Source organism: Streptomyces goshikiensis, assembly GCF_014650555.1.
GTDB lineage: Bacteria > Actinomycetota > Actinomycetes > Streptomycetales > Streptomycetaceae > Streptomyces > Streptomyces goshikiensis.
Genome location: NZ_BMVE01000016.1, coordinates 44,754 through 58,610, shown reverse-complemented (window position 1 = coordinate 58,610; position 13,857 = coordinate 44,754). Strand labels below are relative to the sequence as shown.

At 71.8% G+C, this 13,857-nt stretch carries 12 protein-coding genes; 9 read left to right on the top strand and 3 right to left on the bottom strand.

From position 1 onward, the window contains the following. Positions 1 to 27: 27 nt before the first annotated feature. Positions 28 to 1,005: a ScbA/BarX family gamma-butyrolactone biosynthesis protein gene (locus IE248_RS32275; RefSeq protein WP_079195909.1), complete on the bottom strand. Its 978-nt coding sequence runs from the start codon at positions 1,003 to 1,005 to the stop codon at positions 28 to 30. Positions 1,006 to 1,149: 144 nt separating this feature from the next. On the opposite strand from IE248_RS32275, the gene IE248_RS32270 reads away from it, so the two are divergent. Further along, on the top strand, positions 1,150 to 1,971 hold the full coding sequence (locus IE248_RS32270) for a ScbR family autoregulator-binding transcription factor (protein WP_308438201.1): 822 nt from the start codon (positions 1,150 to 1,152) through the stop codon (positions 1,969 to 1,971). A gap of 220 nt (positions 1,972 to 2,191) precedes the next feature. Here the strand turns inward: IE248_RS32270 and IE248_RS32265 are convergent, their stop codons facing one another. Further along, complete coding sequence (locus IE248_RS32265; RefSeq protein WP_008740923.1) at positions 2,192 to 2,827, bottom strand: ScbR family autoregulator-binding transcription factor; 636 nt, start codon at positions 2,825 to 2,827, stop codon at positions 2,192 to 2,194. An 836-nt stretch (positions 2,828 to 3,663) separates the two neighbouring features. Between IE248_RS32265 and IE248_RS32260 the strand changes: the two genes are divergently transcribed. Then, entirely contained in the window at positions 3,664 to 4,467 is an 804-nt protein-coding gene (locus tag IE248_RS32260; protein WP_073776682.1) for a DsbA family oxidoreductase, read from the top strand. Here the strand turns inward: IE248_RS32260 and IE248_RS32255 are convergent. After that, on the bottom strand, positions 4,351 to 4,818 hold the full coding sequence (locus IE248_RS32255) for a MarR family winged helix-turn-helix transcriptional regulator (RefSeq protein ID WP_047961254.1): 468 nt from the start codon (positions 4,816 to 4,818) through the stop codon (positions 4,351 to 4,353). The two genes, IE248_RS32260 and IE248_RS32255, sit on opposite strands and share 117 nt — an antisense overlap. A gap of 238 nt (positions 4,819 to 5,056) precedes the next feature. On the opposite strand from IE248_RS32255, the gene IE248_RS32250 reads away from it, so the two are divergent. The 7 genes from IE248_RS32250 (at position 5,057) to IE248_RS32225 (ending at position 13,846) form a co-directional block, all read left to right on the top strand. Further along, complete coding sequence (locus IE248_RS32250) at positions 5,057 to 6,565, top strand: amidase (protein WP_073794887.1); 1,509 nt, start codon at positions 5,057 to 5,059, stop codon at positions 6,563 to 6,565. Then, positions 6,559 to 7,227 carry a thermostable hemolysin gene (locus tag IE248_RS32245; protein ID WP_008740928.1) on the top strand — a complete coding sequence of 223 codons (669 nt, stop codon included), beginning with the start codon at positions 6,559 to 6,561 and terminating at the stop codon, positions 7,225 to 7,227. The genes IE248_RS32250 and IE248_RS32245 overlap by 7 nt, the downstream gene beginning before the upstream one ends. Beyond that, positions 7,214 to 8,755 carry an AMP-binding protein gene (locus tag IE248_RS37855; RefSeq protein WP_008740929.1) on the top strand — a complete coding sequence of 514 codons (1,542 nt, stop codon included), beginning with the start codon at positions 7,214 to 7,216 and terminating at the stop codon, positions 8,753 to 8,755. The genes IE248_RS32245 and IE248_RS37855 overlap by 14 nt, the downstream gene beginning before the upstream one ends. Before the next feature lie 15 nt (positions 8,756 to 8,770). Next, on the top strand, positions 8,771 to 9,700 hold the full coding sequence (locus IE248_RS37850) for a TauD/TfdA family dioxygenase (protein WP_209520192.1): 930 nt from the start codon (positions 8,771 to 8,773) through the stop codon (positions 9,698 to 9,700). Positions 9,701 to 9,790: 90 nt separating this feature from the next. Then, the gene (locus IE248_RS32235; RefSeq protein ID WP_008740931.1) at positions 9,791 to 10,435 is read left to right on the top strand and encodes an O-methyltransferase; all 645 of its coding nucleotides are present in this window, start codon (positions 9,791 to 9,793) and stop codon (positions 10,433 to 10,435) included. After that, positions 10,428 to 12,413, top strand: a complete 1,986-nt coding sequence (locus IE248_RS32230) for an FAD/NAD(P)-binding protein (protein ID WP_190032534.1) — start codon at positions 10,428 to 10,430, stop codon at positions 12,411 to 12,413. The genes IE248_RS32235 and IE248_RS32230 overlap by 8 nt, the downstream gene beginning before the upstream one ends. Continuing rightward, a complete protein-coding gene (locus tag IE248_RS32225) occupies positions 12,410 to 13,846 on the top strand; it encodes a nitrosuccinate lyase (protein WP_100582241.1) in 1,437 nt (478 codons plus the stop codon). Before IE248_RS32230 ends, IE248_RS32225 begins: the two co-directional genes overlap by 4 nt. Positions 13,847 to 13,857: the final 11 nt, after the last annotated feature.

Below are 13,857 nucleotides of genomic sequence, written 5' to 3'. Positions count from 1 at the left end.
CCCGGGGCGAGGCCCGGCCGCGCCGGGTCAGAGAACGGGGACTGCGCCCGTGACGGTCGACTCGAACACCGTGCGCCCGTCCTGGTGTCCGGTCACGCGCACCCTGCGGACCGCCGGGTCGTCGGTGGGGACGAGCTCGGTGTCGATCCAGCAGGGGGCGTCGAACTCGGCGTAGCTGCGGAAGGCGGTCTCGATGCCCGTCGGGGTGAAGGCGGCGCCGGCCAGCGTGGCGTACGCGGCCTGGCGGGCGGCCTCGACCAGGACCATGCCCGGGTGGTGGTCGTTGGCGTGCTCGAAGAGGATCGGGTGGCCGAGGTCGGGGCTCAGCAGCCAGCGGCCGGGCCGGTCGGCGGGCGCGAGGACGACGTCGGCGGCGAGCAGCCGGCCGGCCTCGGCGGTGGGGACGGGAGTCTGGCGCGGCAGCGGCCGCAGCGCGGACTCGAAACCGGCCTCACCGCGCAGGCGGCGGTAGACGGCCGAGGAGACACAGCTGAACGTCGCGGTCCCGGAGGCCGCGTCCCTGCCGTCGCAGCGGATGGTGACTTCGAGGACGCCGGAGAACTTGCTGCCCTTCCAGACGAAATCCCTGCAGGTCGCGAGGATTTCGAGTTCGGTGGGGCTGGTCCCGATGCGCAGCTGCGAGGGATCGGCCGTGAAATCCAGGGTCCACAGAAGCATCTTGTGCTTCAGTGGAACTCCATATTCCGAATGGCACAGCAGGAGACCGGCCTGACGGAGGGTCTCGGCGGCCTGGACCGGGTCGTGGCTCCTGCCGTCGACGCCGGTGAAGAAGGTGTGGGCCCGCGGCCACTGACCGCCGATCAGGAAAACGTTGTCGTCGATGCGCTTGTAACCGGTCAGGAAGACTTCGGCGACGGAGCTGCGGTGCACGTACTCTCGGGGCACGGTACTCGTCAGCTGCGGGAGCTCTGCGGGGCTCGTCCACGGCTCGCCGGCTTCCTGGGCTAACGCCGGGGCATAGTTCTCAGACGTGAACAGGGTCATTGACCTCTCCACACAGTCGTTCGACGGATGGGACAGCACTCCTCGTAAGATATGTACTTTCCGGTTTTGTTTACAAGGCGATTCCGGTGTCAAGACTTGTCGTTCTTGTTGATAAAATACGGACCTGCTGGTTCCTTTTAATGGGTGCACTCGGACCCGCGAAGCACTCGAAGTACTCGAAGCACTCGAACACTCGGAGGCAATGTGGCTCGGCAGGAGCGTGCGGTTCGTACGCGGCGCGCGATCTTGGAAGCGGCCGCGGCGGTCTTCGACGAGCGCGGGTACGAAGCCGCGACGATCGCGGACATCCTCGCCAGGGCGGGCGTCACCAAGGGGGCGCTGTACTTCCACTTCTGCTCCAAGCAGGAGCTGGCCCAGGGCGTGCTCGACGAGCAGTTCGTCGAGGGGGGAGTCCCGCCCCGGGAGAGCAAGCTCCAGGAGCTCTTCGACGTGGCGATGGTCCTCGCGCACCGGATGCGGCGCCAGCCCCTGCTGAGCGCGGGCGCACGGCTGTCGCTGGAGCCCGAGATGCGGGAGATCTTCGGCGGCGGCTCGGTGCCCGGCTGGATCGGCGTCGTGGAGGAACTGCTGGCCCAGGCCAAGGCGCAGGGGGAGTTGCTGCCGCACGTGAACCCCGCCGAGACGGCGTGGATCATGTCCGCCTCCTGGACCGGCGTCCAGGTCTACTCGCAGACGCTCAGCGCCCGCGAGGACATGGAGCGCTGGGTCTCGGCGCTCTACCAGCACCTCTACCCGGGCATCGCGACGCCCGCCGTCCTCGCGCGCCTGGACATGGCGGCGGACCGCGGCGACCGGGTCGTCGAGGAGATCAAGCTCCTGGAAGCCCGGGCCCAGGAGGACTGCGAGGACGAGGCCGAAATCGGGGCCGAAGCCGGGGCCGAAACCGGGGCCGGGGCGGTGGCCGGGGCCGGGGAGGAGCCGGCGCGGGACGCCGCGGCGGTGTAGGCGGGTACCGGCCCGGGGTGCGGGCCGGCGCACCGTTCGTTCGAATCGTGGGCCCTGGGCGTACCGCCCGGGGCCCTTTCGTATGGTTCGCGCTGGAAGAAAGGGCTTCTAGTAAAAGACCGGACGGTCTGTTTATTTCTGCCCGTCTGGTGGTCCGTCCGCCGGAAAAACCGGTGGCGCTGTTTGTGTTCGCCCGTCGGCCCGGTCGTCGTGCGTACGGTCAGGACCGGGACATCACGCCGAGGCGGCCGCCCGTGGGATCCAGCTCGCACAGGGCCTCGGGGGTGGCCAGGGAGGGCAGGATCAGCCGCCAGAAACTGGTGAGCGAATGCGCCGACACCCACTCCCGCTCGCCCTGCCCGAGCACCTCGAAGCCCACGGTGGCCGCGACGACCATCGCCGCCATCTGCCGGTGCGACAGGCCCGGTTGCAGGGTGTTCTGCTCGGCGGCCCTGGCCAGCAGCCGGTGGACGTACCGCTCCCAGTCTTTGTGCAGGTCGAGCGAGCTGACGTAGGCCGCCTCACGGCCGAGCTGGAAGCCGGCCCGCACCACCACGTCGGTGGTGAAGGCCCGGGCGAGCGCGTGGGAGGTGTCGGCCAGTGCCTGGAGCGCGGATCCCTGCCGCATGTACACGTGGGTGGCGACCATGCAAAGGGTGTCGGCGGCTTCGAGTTCGACCGCCGCGGCGATGGCGGCCTTGTTCTCGAAGTGGAAGTGGAGGGCGCCCGGGCTCACTCCCGCACCGTTGCTGATCAGGCTCAGTGTGGCTGCGGCGTATCCGCGCTGATCGAACGCTGCGGCTGCCGACCTGAGCAGTGCGTGGCGGGTGCGTACGGCCCGTTCCTGTTTGGTCACGGGGAGCTCCTGAGGAAGATTTACAGGGAATATTAAACCGCATCGTTGGTATTATCTTCACTCGAAGTGGATCAGATTCACGCCCGTGGCTGGATCGGTCACCCCTCCCCGGCGCCTCCGCGAGGCCTCCGCGTGCCGGTCGCCGCACGCGTCGAGGTCGCCGTGACAGCCTCGCACTGCCCCCGCGAAACAGTCCACTTGGTTGGCTTCAACCTGTTCATATGGGGGTTACGGGAGGGTCAATTCCTCACCCACCGTGAAGCGGGCTCGTCGGGGCGTGTCCGGTATTTACCCGCATCCCCGGTTATTTCTCCTGGCATAAAGGGCATGGAGGGCATCGATGCTCACGTTCCGTGCCCGATATCGACCCCGATGAGCCTTTGACAAACCGGCGGCACGGTTTGTAGATTCGGCGGCGCTGGCGAAGAAAGAGCTGAGCAGGGGGACTTATGAACCGGCCCACGTGTGTGAGTGAACCCGATCTGCCCTCCGTGGGTCCGCCGGTCCGGACTCCGGGCCGGCTCGGGTGTCCCCGAGTCCGTACCTGAACCGCGCACGGAGAACAGAACAAGACCCCTCGGTCTGCATTTGGTCAGGATCTTCACCGCGAATGGGCCGGAGAAGCTGTCCATAATCTCGACGCCCGGGGTTCACGTTCTTGTATTTCCGCTGCTCAGAGCCGCTGTTAAGGCGCCGCTGAGCCAATACCGGTAGCTGATTGAAAACCGGGATGAAGGTATGGTTCTATGGCCGGGCGGTGCAAGTCCGCCATGGAGCACCAGAGGTGACCGGCCAACAGAGCACAGCACCCAGGTGCAGGAAGGCGCCCACTAGCGATGGCTGTCGGGATTGACTCGTGGTTCGACTACGGATGCCCGTCCAGTATGATCACCCGTCACTTCCTGACCGAGGAGCTCGCGGGCTCCGGTGTTCAGGTGCGGTGGCATCCCCATGAAAGCCGGCGCGGAGCCTGGGACCCGGTGTGGTCGGCCCAGCGCTGGGACCGCGGTCTGCGTCCGCTCGCCGACCGGCTGGGGGTACGGGTGAGCCCGGTCGCCCCCGCGAACACGTCCAGCCGCCTCGCCCTCCAGGGCTACCAGTACGCGGCGGACCACGGGCGCGGCGACGCGTACAGCGACCAGGTCTTCTCCGCGCGCTTCACGGAGGGTCAGGACATCGCGGACCTCGCGGTGCTGGCCGAGGCCGCCCGGCGCGCCGGGCTCGACCCGGAGCGCTTCCGCGCGGCGGTGCGCTCGCCCTACTACGTACGAAGGCACCAGGAAGCGGTGACCCCGCGGCGGTCCGTACGGATCGCCCCGACGGTCGTGGCCGACGGGTACCGCGTCGAGGGGGTTCCCACCGGGGCGCAGATGGCCAAGCTCATCGCCCTGTCCAGGTCCTCCCCGCGCGCGTCCACGGCGGCCGCCCCGGCCGCGGCGGCGTCCCCGCCCGGGGTGAAGGCCCTTCGGCGGGCCCCGGGCGAACGGACCGCCGCCGGCCGGCAGAAGGCGCGGCGGGCCAGGCTAGCGGCCTGCGCCGTCGTCGAGGTGGCCGAGGGCGATCTCCAGGAGTTCGTCGAGCGCGACGGCGATGCCGCCGGGCAACCGGTCGAGGAGCCGGGCGTGCGCCGCTGTGGCTGATTCCAGAACCGAGGACGCGAGTGCCTCTCCCTCCATGGTGAGTTGCACCCAGGTGCTGCGGCCGTCGTACGCGTCGGCTTCCCGGTTCACGTATCCGGCCTGCATCAGCCGGAGGATGACATTGCTCGTGCCGCCCGAGGAGAGGTTGCACGCGGTGGACAGCGCGGTGGGCCGGAGCCGGTGCTCCGGCGCGCCGTACAGGGCCAGGAGTACGTCCGTATCCGCATGAGTGAGGCCGGCCGAGGCCGAGGCCGCCCGGGTGGCCGCGTTCACGAGCTGCGCCAGCCGGGTCGCCTGGCGGGCCAGCCGGTCCAGTGGGATCGCGTTGCCGGCCGGAGCTCTGTCGTTCATGTTTCGCCTCCCGCGCGGCGGTTCGGTGTGCCGCGCCTGCCGCGCCTTGCCAGGGCCTGGTTCTGACGCGCATCTCATCAAAGGTCGGTCCGGGTGGCCAACCTCATGGGGGCATCTGTCCGATTTTCCACCCCAGGACACACGGTCCAAGGCCCGGTCGTCGGTTGATGAACCCCGCACCAGAAGCTAGCATCTCGCAAGAAAGCTTTATTGAAAGCTATTTCGAAAGGGTGATGGCATGTCTTTCTCAGAGCGCCTGCGCGAGCTCGACGGGCATGCGCAGGCAGAACTCGTGCGCACCGGCGAGCTGTCGCGCGGCGATCTGCTGCGCGCCGCCATCGAGCGCATCGAAAGGCTCGACGGGTCACTGGGGTCCGTCGCCGTCACCTCCTTCGACCGGGCGCTGGCCCAGGCGGACGAGCCCGATGGCCCGCACCCCGAGGAGCGGGGGCCCCTGCACGGCGTGCCCTTCCTGCTCAAGGACTTAGGCCCGACCGTCGCCGGTATGGAGGCGACGATGGGATCGAGGTTCCTGAAGGGGTTCGTGCCGGCGCAGGGCAGTGAGCTGACCGACCGCTTCGAGGCCGCCGGGCTGCGGGTGCTGGGCAAGGCGCGTACCGCGGAGTTCGGGGTGCTGCCCACCACCGAGAACACGGCCCAGGGCGCCACCGTGAACCCCTGGGACCACGCCCGCAGCGCGGGCGGCTCCAGCGGCGGCTCCGCCGCGGCCGTCGCGGCCGGCCTGGTCCCCGTCGCGCACGCCAACGACGCGGGCGGCTCCATCCGCATCCCGGCCTCCAACTGCGGGGTGTTCGGGCTCAAGCCCACCCGGGCGCGGACACCGCTGGGCCCCGCCGTCGGCGACCTGATGAACGGCCTCGCGGCCGAGCACGTCGTCAGCCGCTCGGTCCGCGACAGCGCCGCCGTGCTCGACGCGATCTCCGGCCCCGCGCCGGGCGACCCGTACTGGGCGCCGCCGGTGGCCGCAGGAACGTTTGCGCGGGCCGTTGCCGAAGGCCCCGGACGCCGCCTGCGGATCGCCTTCAGCACCCGCGCCGGCAGCGGCGGCCGCCTCGACCCCGCCTGCGCGACCGCGGTGCGCGAGGCTGCGGCCCTCTGCGCCGAGCTCGGACACGAGGTCGTCGAGGCCGAACCGGCCGTGGCCTTCACCGACCTCGTCGAACCGTTCCTGGTGCTGTGGGCCGCCGGGGTCTCCTCCGCGATCAGCTCGTTCGCGCTGCTCAGCGGCCGTACCCCGGAGCCCGGCCAGTTCGAGGAACTGACCTGGGAGCTGTACGAGCAGGGGCGGACCCTGAGCGCCGCCGGCTACCTGCTGGCCGTCTCCACCCTCCAGCGGGCCGCCCGGGGCCTCGCCGGCTTCTACGAGGGCGAGGGCGAGCGCCAGGGCCGGGGCAGCCGCCGGGGCTACGACGTGCTCCTCGGCCCGGTCACCTCCGAGCCGGCCCCGCCGCTCGGCACCTTCTCCGTCGGCACTCCCCGGCAGCAGCTCACGCGTGCCGTCGAGTTCTGCCACGAGACTCCGCTGGCGAACCTCACGGGCCAGCCCGCCATGTCGGTCCCCCTGCACTGGACCGAAGCGGGCCTCCCCGTCGGCGTTCACGCCACCGGGCGATTCGGTGACGAGGCGACCCTGTTCGCCCTCGCCGCCCAGCTTGAACAGGCTCGTCCTTGGGCGCACCGCCTCCCTGGCCCGGGACATCCGCGAATGGAGACTCGGTCTTGCTGAAGATATCCCTGGCGCTACGGGACACAAGTGCCTGGCACGAGGCGGGCGACCTCGCCCGCACCACCTACGCCGCGGTCCACGCGGCGAAGATCCAGCCGGACCCCGACTCCTTCATCGTGGCCGTCCGGCAGGACGAGGGCGGCGAGCCCGTCATGGTGGGATGCGCCGGCTGCACCCACGTCTCGGACGAGCCGTTCTTCTCGGAGCGCTACCTCGACACCACCGTCGAGAAGGCGATCGCCGAGCGCACCGGCACCCCGGTGGACCGCGCCAACGTCATCGAGATCGGCGCGCTCGCCAGCGTGCCCGGCTCCGGTCAGGAACTGGTCCGGCTGATCCCGATCATCTCCTGGTGCATGGGCATGGAGTACATCCTGTGCACCGTCACCGCCCCGCTGCGCCAGTCGCTGCGGCGCGCCGGCATCGGGTTCACGGTCCTGGGCGACGCCGACCAGGACCGGCTCGACCCGCAGGAGCGGGGCAGCTGGGGGACGTACTACGACCACCTGCCCCAGGTCGGCTTCATCGAACTGCGCAAGCTGGCCGACCTGTTCGCCAACGCCACCGGCCGGTACACCTTCCTGGAGCCGATGGTCGAGCTGCTCACCGACACCAGGGCCACCGCTCCCGCGCAGGAGGCGGTCAGCCGTGCGAGCCGTTGAGAGCGCCCTGGAGCGCTACGCCGAAACGGACCGCACCCTGGTCCGGGTCCTGGACGGAGCGGGCGGCTTCGCCGCCGAGTACACCTACCGGCAGATCACCCGCGCCGCACGGGCGCTGAGCGAGGAGCTGGCGCCCCTCGTCACGGCGGCCGGCCGCACCGGCGTGCTGTGCGGCAACACCGCGGAGTTCGTCGTCGCGGACCTGGCGCTGCTGGCCGCCCGGGCCACGGAGGTCCCCGTCCCGCTCGCCTTCACCCGGGAGCAGGCCGCCAGCCTCCTGGAGGAGGCGGAGGTCTGCGTCGTGGACTCCCTCGGGGCCGCCCGGCTCGCCGAGTGGGGGCGAGAGGGCGTACTGCCGCCCGGCTGCCGCGTCGTCGAGGTGTCCCTGGACGCGCTCGGCGCGGCCGCGGAGCCGTACGCCGTGCCCGCCGCGGACGAGAACTGGATCTGCAAGATCATCCACACCTCGGGGACCACCTCGCGCCCCAAGGGCGTACGGATCCGCTCCGGCGGCATCGGCGCGCTCATCGACTCGCTGCACGCGGCGATGCCCGCGGACGCCTTCGCCCGCTACCTGTCCGTCGTCCCGTTCAGCCTGCTCATCGAGCAGGTCACCGGGCTGTACCTGGTGCTCCTGGACGGCGGCTGCGTCACCCTGCTGCCGCCCGACGCCCCGCTCGTGGGCACCAGCGGATCGGCCGTCGAGGCCACCCTGCCCCACCTGGTCACCGCGCGCACGAGCGCCGTCGTCGCCACCCCGGCCCTGGTCACGGCCCTCGCCGAAGCAGCGCGCCGGGCGAAGGAGGCCGGCGGCGACGTCAACCAGGCCCTGTTCGGCACCGACCGGGCCCCCCTGATCTGCTGCGGCGGCGCGCCCGTCCACCCGGACACCCTGCGCGAACTGGACGGCTTCGGGATCCCCGTCTACGAGGGGTACGGGCTCTCCGAGAACAGCTCCGTCGTCAGCTGGAACACCCCCGGCGCCCGCCGGATCGGCACCGTGGGACGGCCGCTGCGCCACGTCAGCGTCCGCCTCAGCGAGGAGGGCGAGGTCCTCGTCAGCAGCCCCTCGCTGTTCGACGGGTACACCCGGCCCGACCCCTCGGCCTGCGCCGTCGTCGACGGCTGGCTGCACACCGGTGACCTGGCCACCATCGACGAGGACGGGTTCCTGCGGATCACCGGCCGCAAGAAGAACGTCATCATCACCGCCGCCGGGCGCAACGTGGCGCCCGAATGGGTCGAGGCCCAGTACGCGCGGCTCCCGTTCGTCCGGGCCGCGGCCGTCGTCGGCAACGACCTGCCCGCCCTGAACGGCCTGTTCGTCATCGACCCCGCCATCGACCGGCAGGAGGCGGAGCGGGAGATCGCCGCCTTCGGAGCCGAACACCTCTCGCAGGTGGAACGCGTCGAGGTGGTGCACCTGCTGAGCGCCGACGACGAGGCGTACCGACGGCTCTTCACCGTCACCGGCCGCCCGGTGCGCACGGCGATAGCCGAGTCACTGCTCTCCCATCAACCGCGATGAGTTAAGAGGTCACACATGTCTCACAGTCAGCCGGACGTCCAGTCCCTCGGAGCGGGAACGGGCAAGCTCGTCCTGGCCAGCGAAGGCTGTCCCACCCTGGGCGACCTGGAACCCCGTGACACCGTCGCCCTGCTCGCGGAGGCGGGCTTCGTGGTCCTGCGCGGGTTCCGCCCCTCCGTCGAGGACTTCTCCCTCTTCGTCAAGGCGCACTCCGACCGCGTGACCCTGGACCCCGCGCGCACCTTTCACGGAGGCGCCGTGGCGCAGAAGGTCGATGCCGGTACGGACGAGGTCGGACTCCACCTGGAGAACGGCAACAGCCCCTTCGGACCCGACCTGACCTGGTTCTTCTGCGAGACGGCCGCCTCCAGCGGCTCGCAGACCACGGTGTGCGACGGCTACCGGGTGTGGGACGCGACCCCCGCCGAGGACCAGGCCGCGTTCGCCCAGGACATCTCCTACGCCCGCCGGGTCGAGGAAGCCAAGTGGAAGCAGTTCGTCCTGCACCAGTCCGGCGGTGACAAGAAGGTCGAGGACATCACCTTCGACGACTTCCTCGCCCTGGTCCAGGACCGCGAGGGCACCACCCTCGTCCTCCAGGAGGACGGCTCCGCCCACTACACGTACCGCACCCCGGCGGCCCGGACCACCCTGTTCGGCGACCGCCCCTCCTGGGCCAACAGCATCTTCGGCCCCTCCTACAACTACGAGAAGCCGGTCATCGGCTACGCCGACGGCACCGGCTTCCCCGATGGCCTGATCAGCCGGATGAAGACCCTCACCGACGAGCTCACCGAGGACATCCACTGGCAGGACGGCGACATCGCCCTCATCGACAACACCCGTGTCATGCACGGCCGCCGGGCGATCCTCGACACCCGCCGAACCATCTACAACGCCCTGAGCTACATACGCCGCGACCTGCTCGAAGGCGTCACGGCCTGACGGCCGGCCTGCGGGCTCGAATGTTAACGGGAGAAAATCTTGTCTGTCCTGCCTGTACGACAGGGCTCCTCAGGGCTCGATGAGCCTGCGGTGCGCGCCGTTCTCAACCGGCTGTACTCCATGGCCGAACGTGACGACAAGGGCGTCATGGAGCGCGCCTACGCGAGCGCCGCCGGATTATCGGCCCCGCCCACCCCCGCGGAGGCCAGCGCCCTGTGCGCCGAGGCCCTGCTCCCGGTCGATCCGAAGATCGGCCGGCTGCTCCACCTGCTGGTCCGCACCCTGCGGCCGCGCAACCCCGTCGAGTTCGGGGCGTCCTACGGCGCCTCGGCCATCCAGATCGCCGCCGCCCTGCGGGACAACGGCAGCGGACACCTCACCACCAGCGAGCTCGACGGCGGCAAGGTCCGCAAGACGCGGGAGAACCTGGCCGAGGCCGGACTCGCCGACCTCGTCACCGTGCTGGAGGGCGACGCCCGCGACACGCTCGGCGCGCTCACCGAGCCCGTCGACTTCATCCTCCTGGACGGCTGGAAAGAGCTCTACCTGCCGGTCCTGAAGGTCCTGGAGCCCCTGATGGCGCCCGGCGCCGTGATCGTCTCCGACAACCTGTCCATGCTTCCCGCCGACTACCTGGAACGGATCCGGGACGGGCGGCTGGGCTACGTCTCCCTCGACCTCCCGCTCGGGGACGGCGTCGAGGTCACCACCTGGACGGGAATCCGCGATGAGTGAGAAGCGCCGGCAGTTCTTCGCCATCATCGGCGCCGGCCCGCGCGGCCTGTCCGTACTGGAGCGGTTCTGCGCCCAGTTCGCCCGGACCGTGCCGGACACCCCGGTCACCGTCCACGTCGTGGACCCCCACCCGGCGGGCGCCGGCGCCGTGTGGCGCACCGACCAGAGCCGCAACCTGCTGATGAACACGGTGTCCTCCCAGGTCACCGTCTTCACCGACGACTCGGTCGTCATGGCGGGCCCGGTCGTCGAGGGACCCAGCCTGTACGAGTGGGCCCGGTTCCTCACCCTGATGGGACCCTTCGACGACTTCGCCGAGCCGGAGCTCGCCGAGGCGGTCCTCGCCGAGGCGCGCGTCCTGGGCCCCGACGACTACCCGACCCGCTCCCTGTACGGGCACTACCTGCGCTGGGCGTTCCGCCGGGTCGTCAGGACCGCCCCGGTGGGCATCACGGTCCGCGTCCACCAGTCGCGTGCCGTGGCCCTGGAAGACCGCGACGGCGGGCAGCTCCTGCGGCTCGCCGACGGCACCGCCCTGCCCGACCTGGGCGCGGTCGTGCTCGCCCTCGGCCACACCGACTCCCGGCCCGACCGGGGCGAGGCCGCGCTCACGGCGTTCGCGCGGGAGCACAAGCTGGCGTACGTCCCGCCCGCCAATCCGGCCGACCTGGACCTGTCCTTCGTCGAACCCGGCGAGACGGTGCTGCTGCGCGGGCTCGGCCTCAACTTCTTCGACCACATGGCGCTGTTCACCCGGGGCCGCGGCGGGGCGTTCGAGCGGGTCGACGGCACGCTCGTCTACCGCCCCTCGGGCCAGGAGCCGCACCTGGTGGCGGGCTCCCGCCGGGGGATCCCCTACCACTCGCGCGGCGCGAACGAGAAGGGCCCGTTCGGCCGCTACTACCCGCGCCTGCTGACGGCCGACCACGTCGCCGTCCTGCGCGAGCGGGCCACGTCCGGCGAACGCGTGGACTTCCTGGCCGAGCTGTGGCCGCTGGTCTCCCGCGAGGTCGAGAGCGTCTACTACGACGTGCTGCTGCGCGGCGCGGGCCGCATCGAGGACGCCAGGAAGCTGTGCGACGACTACCTGGCGGCCGAGACCGACGAGGCCCGCGGCGCGGTCCTCGACCGGTTCGGCATCGCCGCCGCCGACCGCTGGAGCTGGGACCGGATCAACGACCCCGCCGAGGGCCGCCGGTTCGCCTCCCTCGACGAGTTCCGCAGCTGGCTGCTGGACTACCTCGGCCGGGACCTGGCCGAGGCCCGCCGGGGCAACGTCAGCGGCCCGTTCAAGACGGCCCTCGACGTCCTGCGCGACCTGCGCAACGAGATCCGCCTCGCGGTCGACCACTCCGGCCTCACCGGCGCCTCGCACCGCGAGCACCTGGACGGCTGGTACACCCCGCTCAACGCGTTCCTCTCGATCGGCCCGCCCGCCTCGCGCATCGAGGAGATGATCGCGCTGATCCGGGCCGGGGTGCTCGACGTCCTGGGGCCGGACCTGCGGATCACCCCGCACTCCGGCGACGGCGTGTTCACCGCCGAGTCGGCGGTGACCGGCGGCCGCACCATCACCGCGCGCGTGCTGATCGACGCCCGGCTGCCCGTCCCCGACGTGCGGCGCACCGCCGATCCGCTGCTCGCGTACCTGCTGGAGACGGGGCAGGTCCGCCCGCACACCGTCCCCGGCGCCGGTGGCGCGGACGGCTACGAGACCGGGGCCGTCGCGGTCACCGAGCGGCCGTGCCGCGTCATCGACGCCCAGGGCCGCCCGCACCCGCGCCGCTTCGCCTACGGAGTTCCGACGGAAGCGGTCCACTGGGCCACCGCCGCCGGCATCCGCCCCGGCGTGGACTCGGTGACCCTGGGCGACTCCGACGCCATCGCGTCCGCGCTGATGACCGTGGTGCACGAGGACACCCGGCTCGTCCCGGCACCCGTCCCGGAGCGGCACACCCTCTCCGGGGTGAAGCCGTGAGCACGGACCCCCGCGCGGCCGGGTTCCCGGCCGCGGCCGCCGGACCGGACACGGGGCTGCTGTCCCCGGTCCGGGCCGGCACCCCGGTCGAGGCCGCCGTCGGCGACCTGGCGTGGCTCCAGGCCATGCTGGACGCCGAGGCGGCCCTGGCCCGGGCCCAGGCCCGGCTCGGCACCATGCCGAAGGAGGCCGCCCGGGCCATCACGGAGGCGGCCCGCGCGGAGCACATCGACGCGCTGGCCGTCGCCCGGGGCAGCCGGGAGACCGCCAACCCGGTGGTGGGCCTGGTCCGCGCGCTCACCGACCTGGTGGCCGAACGGGACCCGGAGGCCGCCGAGTACGTCCACCGCGGCTCCACCAGCCAGGACATCTTCGACACCGGCGCGATGCTCGTCGCGCGCCGCGCGCTGCTCCTCATCACCGCCGACCTGGAGCGCGCCGCCGAGGCCCTGGGCGCGCTTGCGGCCAGGCACCGCGACACCGCCATGGCCGGGCGCACCCTCGCCCTTCAGGCCGTGCCCACCACCTTTGGGCTGAAGGCGGCGGGCTGGCGGCAGCTGCTGCTCGACTCCTCGGCGCGGCTGCGCCGGCTGCTCGACGGCGGCCTGCCGGTCTCGCTCGGCGGCGCCGCGGGCACCCTCGCCGGCTACCTGGAGTACGCCGCCCCCGAGGGCGCCGCTCCCGTCGAACCCGGCGCCTACGTACGGCGGCTGACCGAGGCCTTCGCCGAGGAGACCGGGCTCGCCGAGGCGGCGCTGCCCTGGCACGCCCTGCGGACCCCGATCGCCGACCTCGCGGGCGCGCTGGCCCTCACGGCCGGGGCGCTCGGGAAGATCGCCGTGGACGTGCAGTCGCTGACCCGGACCGAGGTCGGCGAGGTCACCGAACCCGGCCGGGCCGGCCGGGGCGTCTCCTCGGCGATGCCCCACAAGCGCAACCCGGTGCTGGCCACGCTGATCCGCTCCGCCGCCCTCCAGGTGCCGGTGCTGGCGGCGGGACTGACCCAGTGCCTGCTGGCCGAGGACGAACGGTCGGGCGGCGCCTGGCACGCCGAGTGGCTGCTGCTGCGCGAATGCCTGCGACTGGCCGGCGGCGCCGCGCACACCGCGGTGGAGCTGGCCGAGGGCCTCCAGGTCAACGAGGACCGCATGCGGGCCAACCTGGCGCTGACCGGCAGCCAGGTCGTCTCCGAGCGGATCTCCGCCGTCCTCGCCCCGCTGCTGGGCCGCGCCCCGGCCAAGGCCCTGCTCACCGAGGCCTCGGAGCGGGCCGGGCGCACCGGCCGGCCGCTGGGGGAGGTCCTCGCGGACCTCCCCGAGGTCTCGGAGCACCTCGGCGCCGACCGGCTCCGCGAACTCCTCGACCCGGTCCGCTACACGGGGGCCGCGCCGGCCCTCGTCGACCGGGCCCTGGCCTGCGACGACACCCACTGATCCACCGCTTC